Here is a 24,312-nt window from a genome sequence, read left to right on the forward strand (position 1 = left end):
CTACCTAAGGTAAAAGGTAGCAATTACTGCCACCATAACTTCTTTTTCAATTGTTGAGGTATTGTAAGTCCCATAATCGCTTATCTCTGTAGAGTTTGGAGCCAAGACTTGTACAGCCCCCATATGCACAGATTTAATTGGACCTACTTTTTGTCCAGTACTTTCTGCAATCTTTTCCGCCCTATTTTTAGCATCCTGCATTGCTTCAGAAAGAAGATTAATTCTTAACTCTGGAAGTTTAGAATAATAATACTCTAAGGACTGGGTTGAGAAGACTACACCTTTATCAGTTAACTCTCGAAAATTCTTAGCAAGCTCTGTTATTTTTTTAATATCATTAGATTGCACCTCTACCGTTTGTCTTAAAATGGAATCCCTTGAATATTGCCTATCACTATAAAGCCAAGGTTGTTCAAGGTATACTGGAGATATGATAACAGTATTTGTATCTATGCCATTCTTTTTCAAAAATTCTAAAACCAAATTTAAATCTCTACTCATCTGTTGATATCCTTTATTAAGTGAATCAGCAGGTACAGTTCTTGTAAAAACACCTACCCATTTCACTATATCTGATGTAATCCTTTTTCTTGCAGAACCTGTAACCGTTAAAGTATTATCTAAAGACCTTATCCTAAAAAAGGTATAGGATAAAATAGAAGCACTTATGATTATACTTATTCCCAATATTAATGCCCACAAAATATTATTATTCTTCATACCACTTCCCCCAATTAAAAATTTAGTTTATTATACCAAATATATTCATCATATTCTTATTATAGAACTATAAAATTCATCCAGATCTTTTTTATAACAGTTTTCATCCTCATAACTTTTTCCCATCATATGCCTGATCATAAAATTTCCTTCTTCCTGACATATCCTATCATGAATAGGAAAAACTTCTTTAATTAAAAAGAGGGTAAAGAGTACCAATCTTGAACTTCCATAAACCCTAGTTTCTCTCCCTGGAATAGCCTCCACTCCTACACTATATCCAAGTTTTATACTTTCTATAATATCCTTTAATTCCAAACTTGGTGAAAAAACTACTGTATAATACCAACCAAAAAGACTTCCAGTATCACACCCATGAGCATCTGTAACTCCAACTACAGGAATATTTTCACCCTTACTTTTTTCATAATGGTAAACCATTTGAAGATTATTAGAGGATAATTCAGAAATATGATATCCTCCCACTATCTCCACAGCATCAAAAACCCTCTTTTCATATAAGAGATGAAGGAGTCTTTCTGAAATATAATAGCCCTCTTTAATTCTCCAGAATGGATGACATAAAATACCAAGTCCTTCTGCTTCTCTTATTTTATTAAAAGACCATATAGAGGATGCTAATTGATATCTTTCAGGAATATCTGGTATTTCTAATTTTAACTTTTCCTCTATCTCCCAGACCTCCCGATTATATTTTTCTCTTTCTCTTTCAAATAATTCATTTATACTAAACTTTCCTCCAAAGTTTACAATATGTAAGGGATTATTGGGAGGATGGACCTCTTCTCCAGGAAATATTTTAAATCCCAAATCTAAATCTTTAAAAGTATCAATAGCCTCAATAGAAGGAAAATATTTACCATGATCTGTAATAGCTACAAAATCTAAACCTATTCTTCTACAAGAACTTGCCACATAGGAAGGAGATTCTAATCCATCAGAATAATAGGTATGGATATGCAAATCACCTTTATAGGGTATTCTCATTAAAAGATCATCATTTACCGAATATATTGAAAAAGAAAAATTTTTATTGCTTATATCTATATAGATCACATATTCTTGTTCCTCTTCAAAGAAACCTTCTATATAAAGCCTATTCCTATCACGCTTTACCTTAAGATTCCTGTATTCTTGTCTACTATTATAACTAACAGAAGAATGGAAAACTTTAACTTCAAGTTCGGGTATTTTCCAATGGGAAAATTTAGGTTCTAAAGTTATAATCGATTTTGTATTTGCTCTTACTACCTTTGGATAAATTTTAAAATAATTATCAAGACTTATCATTTCATATACTCCTTTCTAACAATTTCATCACTTACTTTTAATCATCATCTTTTAAGGTAATAAAAAACAAAAATTCCTTGGTCAGACTCTTAATCTTTTCCACCAATATATAAACAAAATAAACAATACTTATAATATTCGAATAAAGATTACTATTATTAAAGTAATTTCTCAATCCTGAAACAAGAAACCATAAACCAGGAATTAAAATAAAAAGGGAATATAAAAGACTATAAACCTTAAAAATTACCAGAATATTCTTTTCGGCATTAATTATTCTCAACCTTAACCAAGGAATAAAAAACATTAAAAAGCCAGAAAATAAAAGAGCAAGAGAAAAGATATATCCTTCCTTAGATATCAAAAAAATTAATGAGCTGATCTTTCCATCCATATCTTTTAGATTTAATAAAATAAAAACAATATATGGCATTACCGCCATTAATGACCTTTTAAAAGACTTAGGATATGAGAAAAAATGAATACCCAAAAATATATAAAGAGCAACAACAAACCACTGGGTATACCATCCAAGATTTGTCTTACTTAGAGAAAAGCCATAAAAGATTATAGTACTCTCAATAAGCATTAACAAATAATTAGAAATAGCAGTGCATAAATTATATTCTTTATACTTTAAAAACTCAAGATGCACCGGCATGTAAACTATACCTCCAATAAAAGATGCCAAAAACAAAATAATAAATAAAACAGAAAGCTCTTCTTCCTTGTCCCCATAATTTATATAAAAATAAATACTTATGAATAAAAATAAGATAGAAGAAAAAACCATAAAAGTTATAAATATTCTGTTAATAAAGGATTTTCTACGCTTATTCCCTTTCAGGGACATTTTAAACTCCCATAATCAATCTGAGAAAGGTATTCTCATTATAGGATCAGGTAATTTAGGAAAAGGTAAATGAGGCTCAGTTTGATACCAAAAGGCGGTAGAGGAATAATCATCATATCTATTATTGTTATGTCCCTTTTCTATGGTTACCTTTATAGACTTCTCAAAATAAATTGGATCCTCTATATGGAACCTATAAAGAGTAATATATCCTTTCCAATTATTCTCACCTGGTAATATCAAACCATGGTAAGGAGCAGAATACTTTTGAGTAGGACACCATGCCATATTAAAATAATCTTCAGTACCTGTGCCATGTAATGATGGTGGCCATTTTTCACCATCAATGAATATCATATCATCTCCCTCTCCATACCAATTGAATAAATCCACTTCTCTCCTATTATGTATAAACAAAAAGCATCCCACATAATGCCCTTTACCTTCTGCCTCTAATATTACATAATTACTCTCACCAGTTCTATTTTCACCCCCAAATTGAAAAACATCATTCATTATAAAACCTGAGCTTATACCAAATGCAGATTCCGGTCCTGAAATTATCTCCTTTACTATATCTTCTTCACTTTTACTTTTTGCAATCTCTCTTCTCCATTGGGAATGAAAATATAATGTATTCTCTGGAAATTCTGGCCACAATTCATAATCAATATAAAAATATACAATTAAATCTTGAGAAAAATTCTGATTTTCTATAGAAATTAAAGCTCTCTTTTTAAAGGGCATAGGAAACCATAAGTTAAATCCTTTACCATTTTCTGGACTCATCTGTATTGGTAAAGAAACAAAATTCTCAGTCTTACAATGACCACCCCCAAAAAAGTCTCCTATAGGAACCTCAACACTTGGATTTTCCTCATCATCCCACCACATTCTTAAAATCCCTAATCTCAAAAAATGCTTCTCATTTGACCTAAAAGTCATCCAAATATGAACTATTGCCCCGGTACCTTCTATATCTGCTAAAACCTTACTTTCTCCTGCCTTTATCTGTATAAAATCCCTATTCCCTCCACTTTTATCATAGCTCGATATTCTCCTTCTCTTAATATTTCTCTGAAACATTAGAGACCTTAAAGATGTATATGCATATTCCATATTCATCCCCCTAAATTCTTTAAATTTATTAAGATAGTTTACCATGTAGATAAAGAGGGGTAAAAGATTAAATACTGATTAGAGAATCAGACAATTCGTACTGATCTATAATAAGTGCTACCCCTTTCTGGAAATTTTCAAATAAAGACAATCAAAAATTCATAACTTTCCCCATCTTCTTTTCAATACACAACCCCACAAGTTTCAATTATTTCCCCTAAAAATAAAAAAACAGTATCTGTAACTATAACAATTTAATCCATTGCAATAGATAATATTGGTGTAGCAGATGAATTTTTTTGATAAAATATTTCCTCATGAGTCTTTGAAAAAGAAAATTGATATTAAGTAAATAACAAATTGGGAGCAGTGATTTTTCTCCTTGCTCCTTTTTTATTTGATATTCTAAGAATGGTGAGGACAGATTAAATTATTTATAACTGTTATTTATGTCCATACATATTTGGAATTCTGCTAAATACTTGACTTTATATAAAAAATTATATTAGTATTCTTATATAAAAATTTTCATCAATTCACTATTAAAATATTTTGATAAGAGGTAAAAATGAAAATATTAATAAAAATTATGACTATATTGTTTTTAATTTCTCTAATACTTTTTATCGTTTTTGGAATAGGAACAGCAATTTCAATGGCTAATTTCTTTAAGAGGAACACACCAAAAGATGATAAGGTTTATTCTATTATAAAAAATTACCCTGATTTAACTTATAAAAGTGTGCAATTTAAGTCAAACAAAGGTCAAATTTTAAAAGGATATATCTACTGGAAGAAAGATGATAAGGCAAGGAAAGGAATAATAGTGATTTCTCATGGGTTTGATCAGTCTCATATTGATTTTATAAACGAAATAAATTATTTTACAAATAGAGGATATTATGTTTTTGGATTTAACAATACTGGCTGTGGCGAAAGTGAAGGAGAATCTAAAATTGGCATTCCCCAAGCAGTTATTGATCTTGATTATGCATTAAAATTTATAGAAGAGAAGGATGTTTTTAAAAATATTCCTATATTGCTTATTGGGCTTAGTTGGGGTGGTTATGCTGTCTGTACAGTGCTATCAAATCCCCATAGGATTGCAGGTGTAGTTTCATGTTCTGGATTCAATTCTCCATATGAAATGATAAAAAGTTTTTTGATGGATTCTTATGGAATAGTAGGAAATGTCATTTCATTCTATATAAATTTATTTGACAGAATAAGATTTGGGAAACTTGCAAGCATAACTGCAATTGATGGAATAAAGAAAAGTACAATACCTATTTTGATTATGAATAGTAAAGATGATGACACTGTAAAATTAAAGGTTAGTATTTACGAAGCATGCAAAATTTTAAATAAACCAAATGTTACTTTACAACTATATGATAATAAAGGACATATTGTTTATTTATCAGACAATGCTATAAGATACTATAAACAAAAAAGCAAAGAATTTGAGGAATTAACAAGAAAATATGGTGGCTATAAGAAAATACCTGAGGATGTACTGGATAAGTTTAAGAAAAGTATTGATCGTAAATTGCTAAATGAGATTGATCAAGATATAATGGACCAGATGGTCAGATTTTTTGATAAAGCAGTAGAATTGGCAAAAGTATATCATTAACAAATTTTTATTTCCCTTTTAAATCATGTTAAACTAAAAATATGAGATTAGGAAATAAACCCATTCCAGAAAATATAATGGGGTTAATCCCAAAAGCTCAAAAGATTCTTGATGAGAATCCAAAGGTAATCTATGCCTATCTTTTTGGAGGATTAGCAAAAGGGAGAATCACCCCTATTTGTGATGTGGATATAGCAGTATATCTTAAAGATGTTAAAGGTGAGGAGGACATTTTTGATATAAAATTAGAGCTTTTAACCTCTTTATCAGAAGTATTAAATACAGAAGAAATTGATTTAGTGGTATTAAATACTGCTCCCTTACCTTTAAAGGCAAGAATTATACAGAATAAACAAGTATTGGTAGATAAAGATCCAAATTTTAGATATTCTTTTGAATCTTTAACTTTAAGAAAGTATTTTGACTTCTCTATTAAAGAGAAGGCAGTTCTTTATAGGAGATTTGGAATTGGTGTAGATAGAGAGCTGATTTTAAGAAAATTATCAGAAATTGAAGAGCATCTTCAAGAGTTAGAAGAATTCAAAGATATATCCATTGAGAATTATGAGAAAGATTGGAAAATTCAAAGAATTGTAAAGAGAACTCTTCAAATTCTTATAGAAATTTGCATAGACATAGCTAATCATATAATTTCTGATGAAAAATGGAGGGTTCCTTCAAGCTATAGTGAAACCTTTAAAATTCTATATGAAAATAGAGTTATTGATAGTGCACTTTTCAAAAATTTGGAAAAAATGGCTAAATTCAGAAATATCATTGTTCACAACTATGATAAAATTTCTCCAGAAGTAATGGTTAATATTCTTAGGAAAGAATTAATTGATTTTTTAAAATTTAAGGATAGTATAATTCTTTGGCTATCTAATAAGTAATATATAGCAAGGCAAATGTATTCTACCGTGAGCCCTCTAAGCTACTTAAATCCTCAAAACAATCTAAACAAACCATTTTTCCTTCTTTTATTCTTATACTTCTTTCGCTTGCCATCTCCCCACATATCTCACATTTTATAGAAGGGTATATTCTTGCTCTCTTAGGAATAGGATCCTTAGGAGGCTTAAAATCAAAAAGTTCTTCTAAAGATGATGTAAGAATATACCTTGTCCATTCATTTCTATCTTCTGCTCTTTTTCCTCCTTTAAAAACTATTCTTACTCCCTCATTAGTATCCCTTCTAAAAAAGGTAAATGCTTGTTTTCCTTTATCCTTAAAAATAAGATTTCCTTTACCAAAAGTGCACCCAATTATATACTGTATTGCATCCACTCCACAAGCATTATTCTCCGTTATACATACCACCTCTTCATCCTCTGAAAAAGTCAAATTAAGCTTTTTAATAGCAGCTTCTGCTGCTCTATAACCTATAGCAAGTCCAGGACATGAATGACCATGAAAAGATACACATTCATCCCAAAGAAGATCGTTAAAAAAGATTTTTCTTCTTGGCCTTTTTATAGCATCAAGATCATATACATAAGGCTTAATATCTAAAAGAGGACTTTTATCCAAGGCATCTAAACCTTTAACAACTAAATTATTCCCTTCGATTCTCACAAGATCCACAACACAAAAAGCAATTGGATTTGGCCTTGAAGGAGATCTGGTAGCAAAAACTCCTTTTTCTTCAGGTCCCCATGGAGTTACTGTTTTTAATACATCTCTTCTTGCCCTATCACACCAATACAAAACAATAATATGTCTCAAATCTTGAAGATTCTGAATTGCATCTATATATTCAGGAAATACCTCAATAATAGATTCTTCTACAGGATCTGCCCATCTTCCCTGAATAGGACCCTTTTCTTTATACGGACTATGAATTATTCCGATAGGTTTTAATTCCGTAAGAATCCCTCCCTTACTACATAGGTATTACTATAGGAATACCTCTTACCTTTTCTAAAATTACAGGTATTCCATAAACCTCTTTTATCACTTCCTCATTAATCGAATTTATATCTCCATATGAAAATATAGTACCGTTTTTCAAAAATATGAATTTATCTGAAAATCTAAAAGCCAGATTTAAATCATGAAGCACTATAATAGCTAATATATCTTGAGTTTTAACATGCTCTCTCACTATACTGAGCACCTCTATCTGATTCTTTAAATCCAAATTATTTGTTGGTTCATCCAAGAGTAAAATCTTAGGTTCCTGAGCAAGAGCTCTCGCAATGATAACCTTTTGAAGCTCTCCCCCTGATATTTCATTAATATTTCTCAAGGCCAAATCTTCCAAATTTAATCTTTCTATTATATTACTTACAATTTCCATATCTCTTTGACTTACATCCCATTTAATATAAGGACGCCTTCCTAAAAGGATAGCATCAAATACTGTTAAACTTGTAAAATCATACCTTTGAGAAACATAACCTATAATTTTTGCAAGATCCCTTCTTTTTATACTGCTCAAATCCTTCTTGTCTAAATATATGGCTCCTTCTTTAGGCTTTAAAATTCTGTTTATACACTTTAAAAGGGTAGATTTTCCTGCCCCATTATTCCCTAAAATACATAGAATCTCTCCCTTTTCTACTTTAAAAGATATATTTTTAAGAACAGGTACGCTCTTATAACTAAACCTAATATTCTCAACCTCAAGAATCATCTTCTATACCTCTTAGAAAGAAGATATAAAAAGAAAGGAGCACCAAGGAAAGAAGTAATAGCTCCAACAGGAAGAACAATTGGTGATATAATAGTTCTTGCCAGAGTGTCAGAAAGAAGAAGTAAGACCCCTCCAGAAATACCCGAAGCCGGAATTAAAAATCTATAATCACTTCCCAAAAATCTTCTCATTATATGGGGAGAAATTAAGCCAATAAATCCAATAACTCCACAAGAGGCTGTCACTACAGCAGAGATAAAAGAGGAAATAAGCATACTAATAATTCTTTCCCTTTCCACATTTATACCTAAGCTCTTTGCCGTTTCCTCTCCACTTTCCAAAGTATTATAATCCCATCTTTTATACATAAAATATATAAAGCTAAGAAATACAGAAATAGTCATTATAGTAAGCTCTCTCCAAGAGATTCTCCCTAAATCTCCAAAGGTCCAAAAAACCACAGTAGCTATTTTCACTTCATCAGCAAAATATTGCAAAATTGTAGTTAGGGCAGAGAAAAGAGACCCCAAAGCAACACCAGAAAGCACCATAGCTTCAGGAGTTACCCTATAGTTTATGGAAAGAATAATAATAACAAAAGTTGCTAACATAGAGCCCCAAAAGGCGAAGAGAGGAACAAGATAAGGTATATTTTTACTTATCATAGTTATGGCCAATGTAGCACCAAAAGCTGCCCCTTGAGATATTCCTAAGGTAAAAGGAGAGGCTAAGGGATTTCTCAATATATTTTGGGAAATACATCCTGCTAAAGAAAGACCTATTCCAGCTACAATAGTCCCAATAATCCTTGGTATCCTTATATCCCAAATTATAATTCTTAACCTTTCATCCCCTCTTCCCAAAATAGTCCTTATCACATCCTTAAGAGAGATACTATAGGACCCCGCATTAAGAGCATAAAAGGAAATAAAAAGCATCCCAAAAGCTATAAAAAGAATTATCCATATCTTTCTATTTATGTATAACTTATATTCTTGAATTAAATCTTTTCTTTCCATATTCTTATTCTTCTTCCAGGTTTACTTTTCTAAACCCACCATAGGCTTTTTCCATTTCTTTATAAATATTTCTTCCTCTATCTCCAAAGAAGAAAGTATATATCTCATTTGCCTTTTCAACAGGATCTATATCTTTAAATTCCTTAGGATAAACTACCTTTGCAATATAATACATATCACAAAGGGCAGTATCAATATTGGTATTGTAATTGTTATAAGGCAAAATACCATATATTTTTTGATTCTTATATGCCTTTAAAGCTTTATAAAAATCAGGATTTTTACTAAAATCTTCCTTAACTAAATATAGATTTCCAATGTCCACAAAGATAATATCAGGATCCCATAAAAGAAGTTTCTCCTTCTCAATAAAAATACTTCCCTTCTTACCAGTAGAATCGGCTACATTCTTTATGTAAAGAGGAGTAAAAAGAGGAAAGAAACCTTGTGTACTCTCGATACCTCTTGCCCCCTTAAATCCTAAAGCACCTACATAAACACTGGGCCTGTTTGTATCCCTAATATACTTTGTCCTTAATATAAAACTTCTTTGAGTATTTTTTATAAAGGAGATAAGAGCTTTTGCTCTTGGCTCTTTATCTAAAATCTTGCCTATAAGTTCTAAGGATTTGAGTAAATCCTCTTCAAAGGTCCCAAGAGTTCCATAACTTAATACTACCACAGGAATCTTTGTCCTACTCTGAAGTTTATCTGCTCCATCTTTATCTAAAAGCTGGATTGCAAAAATTACGTCAGGATTTACAGAGATAATCTTTTCAGGATCAGGAGACGTATCAGGTCCTCCTTGCCCTATTATTGGAAGTCTTTCAATAATATCACTAAAGGCCATATTATAACTACGTCCTATTGTGTATTTTTTATCTATATTCTCTACTCCCACAATTCGACTAAACTGATCCACATAACTCACTAACCTCAAAGCTCCAGGTCCAATGGCAACTACCCTTTTTACAGGTTTATTTATCTCTACCTTTCTCCCTAAAAGATCTGTAATTTCTACCCTTGATTTACTTTGGGAAAAGGTAAAATCAAGAAGGAAAAATACTATTAAAATCAGTAAAGCAATATATTTCACAAAACATAGTTTCTTCCTTGCCATCTTTACCTCCTCCATTTTAAGTAGCACTTTTTTGAAAAATTATAACACAAAAACAGACAATCTTAAACAAAAAGACCTACAAAAACTATAAGAAGTTAAGTTATAATTGATATAAAGATTAGGAAAGAGGGGGAAGATAATAGTGGAAAAGGTAAATGAGAGGGAGAAAGAATTTAGGTTTGGAGATTGGGGCCCCAAATATTTAATGAGAGGGCCTAAATTAGAGTGGGGGATATTAAAAATAACGCCCGGAAAAGAATTAGGAGCTCATTACCATAAGGAAGTGGAAGAAATATTTTATGTACTCTCTGGGAAGGCAGAGATGATTGTAGATGAAAATAAATTTGAAATAACTCAAGGGGATGCTGTAAGAGTTGAGGCAAATGAGGAACACAATATTATCAACCCTTCAGAAGATTTTCTTGCAGTATTTATAAAGGTACCATATATCCCAGAAGATAAATATACAAAATAATAACGGAGAACTATTATGTCCATCAAAAAAGGAGAAAATATTGAAGGGATTTATAAATACAAAAAAGAGAAAGAAATAAAACTTCCTTTATTCATATCAAAAGTTCCCGCAGGATTTCCCTCACCAGCAGAAGACTATATAGAAAAATATTTAGATCTCAATGAACTACTTATAAAACATCCATCAGCCACTTTTTTTGTCAAAGTCTCTGGAAACTCTATGATAAATGCAGGAATTCACGATGGAGATATTTTAATTGTAGATAGAGCTTTAGAACCACAAAATAACGATATAGTCATTGCAGTTATAGATGGAGAACTTACTGTAAAAAGATTGATTATAAAAAATAAAAAGATATATCTTTACCCTGAAAACTCCAAATATAAACCTATAGAAGTGGGAAGCGAAGAAAGCAATCTGATAATTTGGGGTGTCGCCACATACGTAATTCACAAATTATGAAACCTAAAAATATATTTTTCATTGTAGATTGTGATTCCTTTTATGCCTCCTGTGAAAGGATATTTAACCCAAAAACTTGGGGAAAACCAGTAGTTGTACTTTCTAATAATGATGGATGTGTAATCTCCAGATCCCAAGAGGCAAAAGATATTGGTATTGAAATAGGAGTTCCTATTTTCAAATGCGAAGATCTAATAAAAAAATATGATGTACAAGTTTTCTCAGCCAATTTCACCTTATATGGAGATATCTCAAAAAGAGTAATGAACACTTTATCATTATTTTCTCCTGATATAGAGATCTACTCTATAGATGAAGCATTTTTAATGTTTCCATATGAAGAAAACAAAGATTACACATCCATAGGAAAAAAGATAAGAAAAACCATATTAAAATGGATAGGAATACCAGTTAGCATAGGGATAGGTCCCACAAAGGTCTTAGCCAAAATAGCCCTCAAAATTGCTAAAAAAGATAAGAATGAAAAGGTATTTAATTTTCTGGATGTGAAAGACCCAGATGAGATATTAAAAAATTTTCCCGTAGAAGACATATGGGGAATTGGTAAAAGGTATGCAGAATTTTTAAAAAGTAAAGGAATAGACAACGCCTATAAACTAAAAAATCTTCCCGATAGTTTCATTAGAAAATTTCTTACTATAATAGGATTAAGACTTGTATGGGAATTGAGAGGCATATCCTGTATACCCTTTGAAGATATGCCACCTCCCAGAAAATCCATTATTACATCCAGATCCTTTGGAAGCGATATTGAAAATATTGAAGATCTCGAGATTGCTATATCAAACTTTATTACTATATCCTCAGAAAAACTTAGAAAACAAAAAGCTCTTGCTAATTATATCCAAATATTCCTTCTTTCAAACCCCTTCAAAGATACCCCTCAATATTTCAATGAGATTACCATACCTTTAGAAAGACCTACAGCAAATACTATGGAATTGATTAGCTATGCCCTTTTAGGATTAAGAAAAATATATAAAGAGGGAATAAAGTATAAAAAAGCAGGAGTTATACTAATGGGACTTACTCAGGAAAAAGAGATTCAATTAAACTTTTTCTATACTCCATACCCAAAAAGCAAAGACGAAGAACTTATGAAGGCATTAGATGAGATAAACAAAAAATATAGAAGAAACACTATCTTCCCAGCAATAAATGGTATTCCTTCTGAAAATCAAAAATGGAGGATGAGGCAGAGAAGAAAATCCAGAAGATTTACTACATCTTGGAACGAGCTACCCATTGTTAGAGCTTAAAAGGTTTAAATAATTTAAGAAATGTGATATGGATCACTTCAAAAAATTAGTTTTTTGATTTAAAATAATTATTAAAGAGTTATGATTTATAAATCACACCCTAAATAAGTTTTATAAATTATAACTCTTTAATAATTAAGTATTAGAGGGGGGTAAAAATGAAAAAAATTATCCTTTTGTCTCTCCTAACTTTTTCCATTATATTCTTTTCCTCTTCCTCCGCTATATTATCACCACAATATGGAGTTTTATTTGCAAGAGATGGTCAGACTATAAACTATAACTTCACATTCCCAGATATCCCAGTTGTATTAACCTCAGCCCAAGTAGGAGGAAAAGCTGTATCAAGTTGTGCCGTAGATGTGGAAAAAGATAAGTTTAAGATATCCCTAAGAGATGATGCAGGAAATAGAGTATCATCAGCATGGGTACAGTGGATTGCATTTATACCTAATCCATCCCTCAAAATGGTAGGTGGTATAATTATCGCAAGCCATGGACAACATATATCATTCAATCTTCCAGATTATCCTGTAATTGTTACAAATGCCCAAATAGGTGGTAATGCTTTAATCTCTGGTGCAATGAACAACTCCCCAACTGGTTTTGACCTCTACCTTATTGATAGTAATGGAAATCCAGTAAAGAATGCATGGCTCCTTTGGGGCGCTATCGTCCCGGATACTCAGTTAAATGGATTTAAAGGAGAAGTTAAACTCCTAAGCCATGGTGCAAACATTAGTTTCTCACCTCCTTTCTCACAAGACCCTGCATATGTATTATCCGCACAACCTGGAGTAATTGCTGGTGCTGTAAATAACAGAAAGGATGGCTTTTTACTTTCCCTTATAAAGCACGATGGAACACCAGCCCAAAATATTTGGGTACAATGGCTTGGATTTGCTGGATTGCCTACTCAAGTTACTTTACCCTCTCAGTTAAATTATACAGAAATTGGAAGTGGATATGGACCTGACATCTCCTTTGGGAACTATGATTATACTATTGACAACGGATACTTAAAAGCATGGGTTTATGCTTATGCAAAGTTACCTGCAAGTGATGTTACTTCTCATTTAAGAGTACTAACTTACAGAAAAATTCAAATTAATGCTCCTGATAACAATTTTTACAATTGTAATCTACGTATAACAGTAGATGTTAAAGGATTAATTGCAAAAATCGATTATGCAATTCCTTTAGGTGCAAGTGATACTCAATATTTGGGGAGAGTTGGTGTAGGAATTGTGGAATGGCCAGATCCATATAATTTCCAAAATAAACCTGGATATTCTGCAATAGTATGGCAAAAAGCCTCTCAGGATTGGTTAGAGTTTTTACAATCCACAGTTTATACCATATATGGAGGTGTAGGAGGATATTTTGTACCTGGTTATGACGCATTAGTAACCCTTTTACAAGTGGCTACTCAATCTGTTGATGCAGCAGAATGTGTAAATGGAACCTATAGAGTGGATTTTAGAAATATACGTCTAAAAGGAAACACTACTTACTGTATATATGCATACATAGAAGGAAAGGCAAGAGCAGTTTGTTTAGGTGCTGCAGAATCTGTTTGCGAAGTAGATTTTTATCACCATGCTCCATATATTGCAGAATCTCAAAATAATGATCCTCTTAGGGGAAGAGGAGTAAAAATATTGAACTATAATATTATTTTTAAATCACAATAAAGAAAAAGTGCATTCTTCTATTTTGGTAATAACTATGGGAACTTTAATAAAAAATCAATAAAAAAGGAGATAGAAATATGAAAAATAGATTTAACTTCCTTCATATTTTCCTAATTACCATAATTCTACTAACTATTTCTATTGGAAAAAATTTTTCAGAATTAACCTTTGCTGGAATAACCTATCCTTATCAAGCTGGAATTTTGTGTCATGATGGAGATTATGTAAGATTTTACTGTGATTCAAATAAAAATAACTATTTCTCTTATATGACCTCAAAATCAAATTCCTGTTATATTGAGTTCTATACCTATAATGAACAAACGCAACAAGCAAAAGGGGAGGGCAGTGTCGTAAAGTTAATTGCTAATCAATATATCCCATCAACAAACTTGAATAGCTGTAATTTCAAAATCTTCTATATCCCCTCCAAATATTATGGAAAAATAATTGAGATCCATTTTGTAGAAAATAGATCTGTAGGTGGAGTAAATTGTCCGGAAAATGATCTGATTATAAAACTACCCCATATGGCAGAAGTAAGAAGATGGCGAAAAGTAGAATCTCCTCCTTGGTGCGACTTAGATATCTTTGGATTATATTCGGAAAATGATTGGAAGAACTATGCTAATAGTGTGGCAGATATAAGATTGAAACAAGGTATAGAAAGCATCTTTGGTTATAATGGAATATTCCAATCTATAAAGAATATAAAACCAAATGAAGTTTATACCAATGTAGCCTTAAACAGTATTCTTTCTGGAATAGCAGATGCCTATCTCCCATCCTCTTTTTTAGATCTTATAAATGATTGGATAATTGATAATACAATAGAACTTGCAAGTGTTATCTATGAAATTCAAAAAACTGCTTTAGGAGAATTAGGAGCAGCTTATGGAGATGTTTTAAGTGCTGGTTTTATGGCAGTACAATACGTACAATGGACCAAAAGCATATTATGGGAAAAAGTACCATTATCTATACAAAATGCTCAAGAAGCAAAATCTACTATTGAGAATTACCAAAACATAGCCAATTCATTATATTCTATCTCCTACTCCCAATATCAAGCCTTAGTAAATTTAATAAATCAAGAAAAAACCGCAAGACTACAAGGAAATAAATTATCATTGCTAAATGCTCTACAAGAACAAAAAAACATCTATTATAAAGCTGGCTTTAGAAACAATCCCAAATTCCTAAACGATAATATAAGTGATAGTGAAGGCTTACCTTTGATCTACATTGTCCTCAAAGCCTATAGAATAGCCCAAAGAGAATCAAGCAGAACTGATGTACCCAAGGAGTATAAAAATGCTTGGAAAGAAATAAAGTTACTTTCCAAAAAATTAACCAACACATACTTTGATCTCTTCATATTGACCGATTGGGTGTTAAAAACAGAAAAGGAAAAATACCTACTTAAAAATTTTTAATAAGAAGGAGGATAAAATGAAAAAGTTCAAATTTATTTTATCCTTAATTCTCATAATTTTTTTAAACATAGGCTTTTCAATTGCCCAAGAGGAAATAGAAGAATTTATAGAAGAGGAAGTTGAAGGCTTAGAACTAATCCCAAATGGTAATTTTAACGAACTTACACCATGGGAAATAATATTAATAAATATAAAAGAGATTAACTACTATGAAGCACAAATATATGTTGACTACTTTATGTGGGTAAGAAAAAATTCAGAAGCTGATGGAGGATTTGTAGGAATTAAACAATCCTTAGGAAACTTCGATTTAAGAGATAAAAAAAGTTTAAAATTATCCTTTGATATATTAATTTCCTTTCAAGAATTAGATTCTGATGGATGGGCAGGAGGAGAATATCCAGCCCAAATTGCATTAATATTTGTAAACGAAAACAATGAGGAATATGTATATAAAAAATGTTTTATATTGAAAGGAAGCACAATAAATTATCCAGAAAATAATGTAACAGAAATAGAAAGTGGAGATTTTTATCACTTTGAGGCAGATCTAATGGAAGAAGCTGAAACATACGATAATATAACATCCCATCCATATCTAAAAGAGATTATTATTGGTGGAAGTGGTTGGGACTTTGTAGGGGCAGTTGATAATGTATCATTAATTGTAAAATAAAATAAATATTAAAAAATTTTAATTTGTACTTTTTTAGTAGAGGATGATAAAATTAAATTGAAAATAATTATAAACCACAAGGAGGTGGAGCTATGAAAAAAATATTAATATCAGTTTTATTAGCCTTAACTATCTTTACTTTAACTTATTCTCAACAAGCCCCCAAAATAGATGGTAAACTTTCTTCCAATGAATACAATAACTATATTAATCTTTCCAATGGCGATTTTAGAATTTTTTGGAAAATTGTTGGAGATGAGGTTTACATCCTAATGATTGGAAGAACAAAAGGCTATGTAGCTCTTGGAATAGCACCAACAGTAAAAGCTGGAAATGCAGATTATATAATAGGATACGTTACAGATAAAGAGGTAAAAGTATTAGATTATTATGCTCCTGACAAACATTCTGCACATAGCTTAGATGAAAAGTTAGGTGGTAAAAATAATATATTAGAATATGCAGGTACTGAGGATAATGAATACACCTATATTGAATTTAAAAGAAAACTAATAACAGGGGACAAATACGATAAAGAATTTCCAAAATCTGGGAAATTACTTATCGTTTGGGCTTTAGGAAGCTCTGATGATCCAAGCTCTATGCATATGAAAAGAGGATATGGCGAATTAAACTACTAAAATAAAAATACGAAAAGGGGGCTTTTTAGCCCCCCTTAACTATAATTCTTAACTACTGAGGATTAGCTCCTGTATTTCCATCTTTATCAAGCTTTAACACATAAAAATTATATGCACTTGGTCCAAAGGACGCTGTAGCACCTGCCACTATATATCCACCATCGGGTGTAGTCCTTATACACCTTGCTTCATCATTCGAAGGTCCCCCATATTTTTTATCCCATTCCTTTATACCATTACTATCAACCTTTACCACATATACATCTTTAAAGCTTTCCTGAGAAGTCTCTCCTGCCAAAATAAATCCCCCATCACCAGTTTTTACTATGGAATAAGCTTTATCATTGTTATTTCCTCCAATTTTTCTTTCCCAAGCTATATTCCTATTTTCTAATACTTCCAATAAATAGATATCATAATCTCCCCCTTCTTTTGAATTACTATATCCGCAAACAACATACTTTCCTGCCTCTACCTCTACCACATCAAAAGCTCTATCATCTCCAGTATCTCCATGAACTAAATGCCATTCTTCTTCTCCATCTTCCTTAAGCTTCAATATATATAAATCATAGTCGTTACTACCTTTATTTACATGTCCAACAACAATAAACCCTCCATCGCTGGTAGGCTTAACACTATTTGCACACTCAGGTTGAGTACTACCATAAGTCTTTGACCATGTTACTTCTCCTTGACTATTAAGCCTTAAAATATAAAAATCACTACCTCCAGCTTCAAAGGAAGTAGTATATCCCGCCAATATATACCCATCATTTAACTTAGCTATACTGTTTGCAACATCAGCATTAATTCCACCAAAAGTTTTTACCCAATCTGCATCTCCATCTTGTTTGAGTTTTAAAACATAAAAATCAGCATTTCCCTCTCCCATAGAATAGGTCTCCCCTACACCTATATATGATCCATCATCCAATTGTAAAATAGAGCGAATAATGTCATCAGCTGAACCACCATAAAATTTTTGCCATAATTTATTTCCATTTGCATCAAGTTTAATAATATACGCTTCACTTCCTAAACCAGTAATAAAAGATTGACCTGCAACAATATACCCACCATCATTGGAAACATCTACAGAAAAGGCAAAATCATAGTAATCACCACCAAATACTTTTTGCCAAACAATTGGTTCGAGTGGTTTGGTCCCTGAGGACATACATCCAGAAATAAATAAAAGGAGCAATATAAAGAGATAAACTTTTACATTTTTCAAGAAAACCCCTCCCCTCTGTTATAAATAGAAGGAAAAAAAGAGAAGAAAAGAGTAAAATTGTGTTATGAAGAAGATCTGCCAAATTTGCAAAAATTTACTTCTCTTTCTCCTTAATAATATTATAATAAAAAAAATAAAAATTCAATTAAATAAACTATTGGTCAGTATTAGTAGTTTTTGTAACAAGGCTAAAATTCACATCCATTTAAGAATTAGTAATTCTATAATAAATAATTACTTAGCATCAGGGGCTTTTATACCTCATTAAAAAATGCTTTAAAGTCTGTTCTTCATAAATTATACCTGAACTATAAAAAATGGGCGATTTTGTAATTAATATCTTAAGAAATATTATTCTGTCTCTTCTTTTTCAAATTCTACATTAATTTGCCCTAAACCTTCCCTTAAAATTTCATAATCTTTAGCCTCAATCTCGCCTTTTTCCAAACTTATTTCAATATGAACATTTATATCATCAAAATTCTTGCTTAATTCGTTCAATGCTCTGAAAATATAAGCAAAATTTCCTTTATTTTTTATATTAAAACTTAAATAAATTTTCTTATACTTTTTAACTAAAGTTTCTGAAGAAGAAAGAGATGTCCCATAAGGAGGATTTTCTACTTCTACATCTCTCTGATGTTTAGGTGGATAAACCTCCTCCTCTTCTTTTATTTGGGGTGTATCTGATTCCTTGACTTGCACATCTTGCCTTTCTTTTGTTAGCACCTCATCATCTTCAAAAGTTAGTTCATCATATATTTTTCCCTCTCTTTTTATGTAAAAAATACCCTTTTCTACTCCTTCCATTATTGCATTTTTTAATACATCTTCATTTAAAAGTATTGGATTTCCGGGAGTTCTATAAAAGGACTCTAATAAATTTTTAGTAGAAACTTCTTCCTTAAGATAACGCTCTTCTATATACTTGGGGGTTATCTTTTCCAGGATAATACTTTTACCTATTAAAAACTCAAAGATTTCCTTATCCAACCTATTTTTGCCTATGGTTGCTAAACCTAAATCATAAGTTGTTTTTCCATCAGGAAGATATAATTTTCTGTAATATTTTCTTAGCTCTTCATATTCTTTCTCTTTTAAATTTTCAAGCTTTTTCTCTATTTCCTTTTTTCGCTTCTCATCAAGTTTTATATTCATATCTTTATATATCTTCTCATATGCTAACTTGGTTTTTATGTAGTCCTGAAAAGAAACCCTATAACTTTCATCAGGATATAGAAATATTAATGTATTTCTATATACTCTTGGGGTTTCTCCCAGTTTTTCCAAAAATTCTCTAAATTTATTTTCATCTGTATCTTTTGTAATCACAATCTTTATATTTTTATTATCAGGAATATCTCGTGGAAATTGTGGAAATACATAGATAGATATACTCTTATCCTTGGAAATTGCTCTCTCAATAATTTTTCTCTCTTCTTCTATTATTTCCTGAGAAGTTATATTTTCCTTGGTAATTACAACCAAACGATTTAGATTAGGCTCATTGGTAAAATAAAGGCCATCATCAGAAAGGTAAAATAATTTTTCTCTTAATTTATTTATCACATCATCTATTACGCTACTTTGAATTTCTGGAAGAGATGTATATATCTTTAATTCTCTGATATTTATTCCTTTATAAGTAGAATCCTTTCTCCCTGAAAATGAGGTCATAAAAATACATGTTGCCACCTTAGTACCTAATTTATATGGGCTATAAGATGATCCCATCTCTGTATCTACTTTCTTAGCTCCTGACGTCTCAAGGGTTATATCATGAGCTATCACGCTATCGTACTCATTCCCAATATGATCTAAAAGCTCTCTTCTAATCCTATCATTTTTCAAATTAAAATCTCCAAGTCCAATAAAAGGAATCTTTTCATCCTTCAAGTCATAAACCACTTGAGAAAGAAGTCTCAAAACACCTCTTGTTCTTTGGAAGTTAGGATATGAACCCCATCTTGTATAAAGTATCTCTATAACTTCAGGCTTAAATGGATAACTATTTAAAAACTTTTTCCTATAACTTTCCAAATCTTCCTTTTTGCTAAAAAGATTTTCCCTTTCCAAATAATCCACATACTCATTTACAACTATTTTTGCTTTATCCTCATCTATCCATTGAAAAAGCCTTTTCCTTATCACGCTACTTATCTCTTCCTCAGCTATAGGGGTAAAAATCTCTTGCATTCTTCCAAAAATCTTTGATACTCTCTGAAATATTTCCTCTCCCTTTTCCCCATATTGCTCCATAGCACTTGATGGGAGGGTAACCACAAGCATAGATCTTCCTAAGGATGCAACTGCTTGTGTTAATTCATGGAAAAACACAATAGTTTGTTCTAATAAAGTAGTTTCTCCTAAATTTATCCCTGCAGATTTTACACAATAAGCAAGAACTTCATCCATAAGAACAAGCACAGGTTCATTTTTATGAAGAATTTCAATAAGCTTTTCCTTACCGCAAGATGTATCACCTTTTGTTATCTCTATTTTCCCTGTAAGTTGTCTTTCCATCTCTTCCCATAATCTTACATCCTTTGCATCGAAAGCTGTACCTTCTAATACTACTACATTTGCCCCCCATTCTCTTGCCTTATGATATAAGGCAATTAAACTATGGGTTTTTCCACCCCCAAAAGGAGTTTGAAGCTGGAGAGTTGAATTTCTACCTTTTCCTTCTAATCTTTCTTCCACTACTTTAATGAGTTCATTAAGTCCATGGGTCATATGGGTTTTTTGGAAAAAAATAACAGGATCAACATATTCAGAAGGTGCGTTTCCTTTATACACTCTCCAAAGATCTGCAGCATATACATCTAAGGTAAACCTTCCCTCTAATATATCTTGATGAGGTCTTGCCACCTGAACAAAAGGAAGTAATGATGTCATTTTATTCCCCCCTTTCCTTAACCTTCAAACCCTAACTGTTTAATTTCTGGTTTATCTTCAGCCTTCTTAAAGCTTTCTTTTCCTGCTAAGAAGCCATCAAGAAGCTTCTTTTCTTTGCTATCGTTAGGTAACATCTCTGAAATTGCCTGAGCTACAATATAGAAATATTCTTTATCAGCAAAACCTTTTCTCCTTAATGCAGACTTTATTAATTCTCTCTTTCCTTCACTATAATAATTTAATACTAAATGAAGTACATCTATGAGTTCATTTGACTCTTCTATCTCACTTATCTTTCTTTCATGAGGTCCCAATACCTTTATAAACTCCTTCTCCTTTTTTATGAATCCCTTATTCCATTCTTTCTCAATATCAATTCCTACACTTTGGGCAAGTTTTCTTGCAGAATCAAATTCTACCTTACTTTCTCCGTAGGTCCATCGCCATAGAATATAAAATCTAGTAAGGGATGACAAATAAGCTGAAATTCCATCATGCAATATTTTATGAATGGCATAATCAGTAACAACTTCTCTTACATACTCCAACAACCTATCTGCTCTTATCTCATCTCCACTAATATCCATCACCTTTTCATATCTTCCAAATATCTCTATGGCAGAACCTATGGCGGATATGAAATAATCTGCCCCACTTACTCCTTCTTTCCAAAGATGATCCAATTTATTATATACATATTTTTTGATCTCCTCTTTTACCTCATGAAACCATCCTATACCTTCCTTTTTTGCTTTTCTTGCCACTATATATATGGAGGATGCAAGAGATGCTGTTTCTTTTGCATTAATCCTTGACTTCATCTCGGTATCTATAGGCCAAGAGGCGGAGGGTACAAGGCCAGAATCTAAAAGGGAGTTTATCAAAGTCTCCCAACCTGAGGTAGATTTATGAGTATATACAATCACACAGATTCCATTAGGCTTTAATACTCTATATATCTCTTGAAAAGCCTTTTTAAGATTCTCCTCAAAAAACTTCTTTGCATTATTTGAACTTCCATGTCTAATAGGATTTGCTACTATTTCTTTACTCTTAGGTGTCAAAGGGATTAAAAATAAATCTGGGTATAAATCTCCTATACTTCTTTTTAACCACACATAGAAAAAGTCTGAAAGTTCAGAATAATTTATATTATCATAATAGGGTGGATCAGTAAAAACAGCATCAAAGAAATTATCAGGATAGGGAAGTTCTGTGGCTGATGCTTGAATAACTTTGGGTAGCAAGAGTTTTTTCATTCTTTTCCCTCCAAAAGTTTAACATAAATTTTTTCAGGGAAGATTTCCATTTCATACCCTTTCAAGCTCCCTTAATATATCACTTTTACTTTCCTCTCTAAGAAGCTTTTCCCTCACAAGGTCAACCTCACAACCAAGAATTTTTTCAAGTTCATCCCACAACTCAAAAAATTTAAGCCCAATTGGTCTCTCAATTTCAATAAGAATATCTACATCACTTGTTTCTTTTTTCTGACCCCTTGTATAAGAACCAAATACTCCAAGTATAACCACACCGTATTTTTCCCTTATCTACTCTTTGTGTTCCCTGAGAATCTTTTTAATCTCCTCTAAGCTCTTCATCCTTCATCCTCTTCTAATTCTACAGGTGGGATCTGAGAAAGATGAGAGAGAGTTTCTATCGTATCCTCTATTAAGGATTTCCACCCTCCCACACTATGACTTAAAGGATTAATTTCAGTATAGTCCCATGTCATACCCAAAGCTTGTCTTGAAAAAGCTCTTTGAACTTTTTCAAATCCTGGTTGCCATGGCGTTAATACACAATGATAAGAAGAAAATCTACTTAAAAATAGCCCCAAATAACTCACCACTGCCTTCGCATACTCTTCATCATATCCCTCTTCAATCATCTTTTCATATGCCTTTCTTACCTTCTCCGTAAAAGTAATCAATGCCAGCTTTTGGCGAGAGTTAAAAAGATCGCCCCATTTTGTCATTCCATAAAGCCACATTGTTCTTGGTTTCACAGAGTTAGGATCTATATTTTCATCCGGTACAGGATCTACACCCCATTCTTCCATTAATTTACTTCTTTTTTCTTCCAAATATTTTTCTGCCTCTTTAAAAATTTCCATATCCTTTTCTGTTGCCAATCTATATGTCTTTCCTTCACCTCTACCACTATATAGGACTACTGCTATCATTCTCTGAGCAGATTTTCCATTTTGAAATAGCTTTCTTGTGGTATCATCATCTATGGTAGATCCACATACAGGGCATGCTACTATAGCCCTTGAGACAGTGCCTTTTTCAGGATCAAAATCCTTTGGCATTTTTTCATATCCATCGCCAACAATCTTAAACTTAACCTCTTTTCCCTCCACATATGGATATAGAGAGATCTTTTTATTATCCTTTTTGGCAAGCCAAAATTGCCTCATAAGGGGGATTTCTACCCCACAACTTGGATTTTGACATAGTATAGTTCTTGCCCAAATATATCCAACAGGAATTTTTCCATCTTCATCCTTGGGGTAAAATCTTTCTATCTCCTTTTTTGCCTCATTAAGTACCCATTCTCCCCATTTTTTTACGTCTTCAACAAGAGGATTTATCTCTATCTCCTCTTCCAAAAGCCCATTATTTCTTTTTACTTTCTTTCTTCCATACTTTTGAGGATACTCCAAGGTACATTTTAATATTAAAGTTGCCACAGGATTATATTCACTGGCATATACTTCGCATCCAATCCTATAAGCTTCTAAGGGGATAGATCCTCCTCCTGAGAAGGGATCAAGAACCTTTGGTGGAACCCCATTATTTGCAGAAAGTATTTCCTCTCTTGCCCTTTTTATATAATGTCTATTAAGAGAATTTTCCCATTTAGAAAAATTTATGATAAATTGCCTTATCTCCGCCTCTTTTACTGGATCATTAGGATATGGGATTAATGCAGAATAAGATGTAACACGTGAGCTTGCTAAGGGACGCCTTGCCCACCAAATATGTAAAGTTGATATATGCCCTTGTCTAATATTTTTTTCTTTGGATGACTCTTCACTTACCTCTTTAACAGGGAATGTTACCTCAATAAATCTTTTATCTTCCTTCATTATCCA

The 24,312-nt window shown here is 31.9% G+C and carries 22 protein-coding genes and 1 pseudogene; 9 read left to right on the plus strand and 14 right to left on the minus strand.

Features of this window, described 5'->3' with window-relative positions; genetic code table 11:
- The 4 genes from ACY3JJ_RS01265 to ACY3JJ_RS01280 form a co-directional block, all read right to left on the minus strand.
- Window positions 1-720, minus strand: coding sequence for an SIMPL domain-containing protein (locus ACY3JJ_RS01265; protein WP_463092002.1), 720 nt, complete (start codon window positions 718-720; stop codon window positions 1-3).
- A 48-nt stretch (window positions 721-768) separates the two neighbouring features.
- Window positions 769-2,031 carry a PHP domain-containing protein gene (locus tag ACY3JJ_RS01270; RefSeq protein ID WP_463092003.1) on the minus strand — a complete coding sequence of 421 codons (1,263 nt, stop codon included), beginning with the start codon at window positions 2,029-2,031 and terminating at the stop codon, window positions 769-771.
- Between the two features lie 37 nt (window positions 2,032-2,068).
- The gene (locus ACY3JJ_RS01275; protein ID WP_463092004.1) at window positions 2,069-2,692 is read right to left on the minus strand and encodes a hypothetical protein; all 624 of its coding nucleotides are present in this window, start codon (window positions 2,690-2,692) and stop codon (window positions 2,069-2,071) included.
- A 207-nt stretch (window positions 2,693-2,899) separates the two neighbouring features.
- Window positions 2,900-4,003, minus strand: coding sequence for a glycoside hydrolase family 172 protein (locus ACY3JJ_RS01280; RefSeq protein WP_463092005.1), 1,104 nt, complete (start codon window positions 4,001-4,003; stop codon window positions 2,900-2,902).
- A 568-nt stretch (window positions 4,004-4,571) separates the two neighbouring features.
- Here ACY3JJ_RS01280 and ACY3JJ_RS01285 point away from each other — a divergent pair.
- Complete coding sequence (locus tag ACY3JJ_RS01285) at window positions 4,572-5,639, plus strand: alpha/beta hydrolase family protein (protein WP_463092006.1); 1,068 nt, start codon at window positions 4,572-4,574, stop codon at window positions 5,637-5,639.
- 41 nt (window positions 5,640-5,680) lie between these two features.
- The gene (gene hepT / locus ACY3JJ_RS01290; protein WP_463092007.1) at window positions 5,681-6,532 is read left to right on the plus strand and encodes a type VII toxin-antitoxin system HepT family RNase toxin; all 852 of its coding nucleotides are present in this window, start codon (window positions 5,681-5,683) and stop codon (window positions 6,530-6,532) included.
- Window positions 6,533-6,554: 22 nt separating this feature from the next.
- Here the strand turns inward: hepT and ACY3JJ_RS01295 are convergent, their stop codons facing one another.
- The 5 genes and pseudogenes from ACY3JJ_RS01295 to ACY3JJ_RS01315 form a co-directional block, all read right to left on the minus strand.
- Window positions 6,555-7,094 carry an FmdE family protein gene (locus ACY3JJ_RS01295; protein ID WP_463092612.1) on the minus strand — a complete coding sequence of 180 codons (540 nt, stop codon included), beginning with the start codon at window positions 7,092-7,094 and terminating at the stop codon, window positions 6,555-6,557.
- Window positions 7,095-7,121: 27 nt separating this feature from the next.
- Window positions 7,122-7,511, minus strand: a pseudogene (gene tsaA / locus ACY3JJ_RS01300) (tRNA (N6-threonylcarbamoyladenosine(37)-N6)-methyltransferase TrmO); the annotation flags it as partial.
- Window positions 7,512-7,521: 10 nt separating this feature from the next.
- Window positions 7,522-8,274 (minus strand): ABC transporter ATP-binding protein, encoded by a 753-nt coding sequence (locus ACY3JJ_RS01305; protein ID WP_463092008.1) that lies wholly within the window; start codon window positions 8,272-8,274, stop codon window positions 7,522-7,524.
- Complete coding sequence (locus ACY3JJ_RS01310) at window positions 8,271-9,293, minus strand: FecCD family ABC transporter permease (RefSeq protein ID WP_463092009.1); 1,023 nt, start codon at window positions 9,291-9,293, stop codon at window positions 8,271-8,273. Before ACY3JJ_RS01310 ends, ACY3JJ_RS01305 begins: the two co-directional genes overlap by 4 nt.
- A gap of 4 nt (window positions 9,294-9,297) precedes the next feature.
- The gene (locus tag ACY3JJ_RS01315) at window positions 9,298-10,413 is read right to left on the minus strand and encodes an iron ABC transporter substrate-binding protein (protein WP_463092010.1); all 1,116 of its coding nucleotides are present in this window, start codon (window positions 10,411-10,413) and stop codon (window positions 9,298-9,300) included.
- 142 nt (window positions 10,414-10,555) lie between these two features.
- Here ACY3JJ_RS01315 and ACY3JJ_RS01320 point away from each other — a divergent pair, with 142 nt between their 5' ends.
- The 7 genes from ACY3JJ_RS01320 to ACY3JJ_RS01350 all read left to right on the plus strand — a co-directional run bounded on the left by ACY3JJ_RS01320 (window position 10,556) and on the right by ACY3JJ_RS01350 (window position 17,077).
- Complete coding sequence (locus ACY3JJ_RS01320; RefSeq protein ID WP_463082999.1) at window positions 10,556-10,888, plus strand: cupin domain-containing protein; 333 nt, start codon at window positions 10,556-10,558, stop codon at window positions 10,886-10,888.
- 15 nt (window positions 10,889-10,903) lie between these two features.
- Window positions 10,904-11,350 (plus strand): LexA family protein, encoded by a 447-nt coding sequence (locus tag ACY3JJ_RS01325; protein ID WP_463092011.1) that lies wholly within the window; start codon window positions 10,904-10,906, stop codon window positions 11,348-11,350.
- On the plus strand, window positions 11,347-12,630 hold the full coding sequence (locus tag ACY3JJ_RS01330) for a Y-family DNA polymerase (RefSeq protein WP_463092012.1): 1,284 nt from the start codon (window positions 11,347-11,349) through the stop codon (window positions 12,628-12,630). The genes ACY3JJ_RS01325 and ACY3JJ_RS01330 overlap by 4 nt, the downstream gene beginning before the upstream one ends.
- A gap of 158 nt (window positions 12,631-12,788) precedes the next feature.
- Complete coding sequence (locus ACY3JJ_RS01335) at window positions 12,789-14,324, plus strand: hypothetical protein (protein ID WP_463092013.1); 1,536 nt, start codon at window positions 12,789-12,791, stop codon at window positions 14,322-14,324.
- 77 nt (window positions 14,325-14,401) lie between these two features.
- The gene (locus tag ACY3JJ_RS01340; RefSeq protein WP_463092014.1) at window positions 14,402-15,760 is read left to right on the plus strand and encodes a hypothetical protein; all 1,359 of its coding nucleotides are present in this window, start codon (window positions 14,402-14,404) and stop codon (window positions 15,758-15,760) included.
- 16 nt (window positions 15,761-15,776) lie between these two features.
- A complete protein-coding gene (locus ACY3JJ_RS01345) occupies window positions 15,777-16,436 on the plus strand; it encodes a hypothetical protein (RefSeq protein WP_463092015.1) in 660 nt (219 codons plus the stop codon).
- 92 nt (window positions 16,437-16,528) lie between these two features.
- Window positions 16,529-17,077: a DOMON domain-containing protein gene (locus tag ACY3JJ_RS01350; RefSeq protein WP_463092016.1), complete on the plus strand. Its 549-nt coding sequence runs from the start codon at window positions 16,529-16,531 to the stop codon at window positions 17,075-17,077.
- Window positions 17,078-17,129: 52 nt separating this feature from the next.
- Here the strand turns inward: ACY3JJ_RS01350 and ACY3JJ_RS01355 are convergent, their stop codons facing one another.
- From ACY3JJ_RS01355 to ACY3JJ_RS01375, 5 genes are all read right to left on the minus strand, one after another.
- The gene (locus tag ACY3JJ_RS01355; protein ID WP_463092017.1) at window positions 17,130-18,314 is read right to left on the minus strand and encodes a hypothetical protein; all 1,185 of its coding nucleotides are present in this window, start codon (window positions 18,312-18,314) and stop codon (window positions 17,130-17,132) included.
- Between the two features lie 351 nt (window positions 18,315-18,665).
- On the minus strand, window positions 18,666-21,212 hold the full coding sequence (locus ACY3JJ_RS01360) for a DUF499 domain-containing protein (protein ID WP_463092018.1): 2,547 nt from the start codon (window positions 21,210-21,212) through the stop codon (window positions 18,666-18,668).
- 17 nt (window positions 21,213-21,229) lie between these two features.
- Window positions 21,230-22,471, minus strand: a complete 1,242-nt coding sequence (locus ACY3JJ_RS01365; RefSeq protein WP_463092019.1) for a hypothetical protein — start codon at window positions 22,469-22,471, stop codon at window positions 21,230-21,232.
- A 51-nt stretch (window positions 22,472-22,522) separates the two neighbouring features.
- On the minus strand, window positions 22,523-22,744 hold the full coding sequence (locus ACY3JJ_RS01370) for a nucleotidyltransferase family protein (RefSeq protein ID WP_463092020.1): 222 nt from the start codon (window positions 22,742-22,744) through the stop codon (window positions 22,523-22,525).
- 65 nt (window positions 22,745-22,809) lie between these two features.
- Window positions 22,810-24,306 (minus strand): DUF1156 domain-containing protein, encoded by a 1,497-nt coding sequence (locus tag ACY3JJ_RS01375; RefSeq protein WP_463092021.1) that lies wholly within the window; start codon window positions 24,304-24,306, stop codon window positions 22,810-22,812.
- Between the last annotated feature and the right edge of the window lie 6 nt (window positions 24,307-24,312).

The sequence above is a fragment of the Dictyoglomus sp. DH genome (assembly GCF_055181375.1).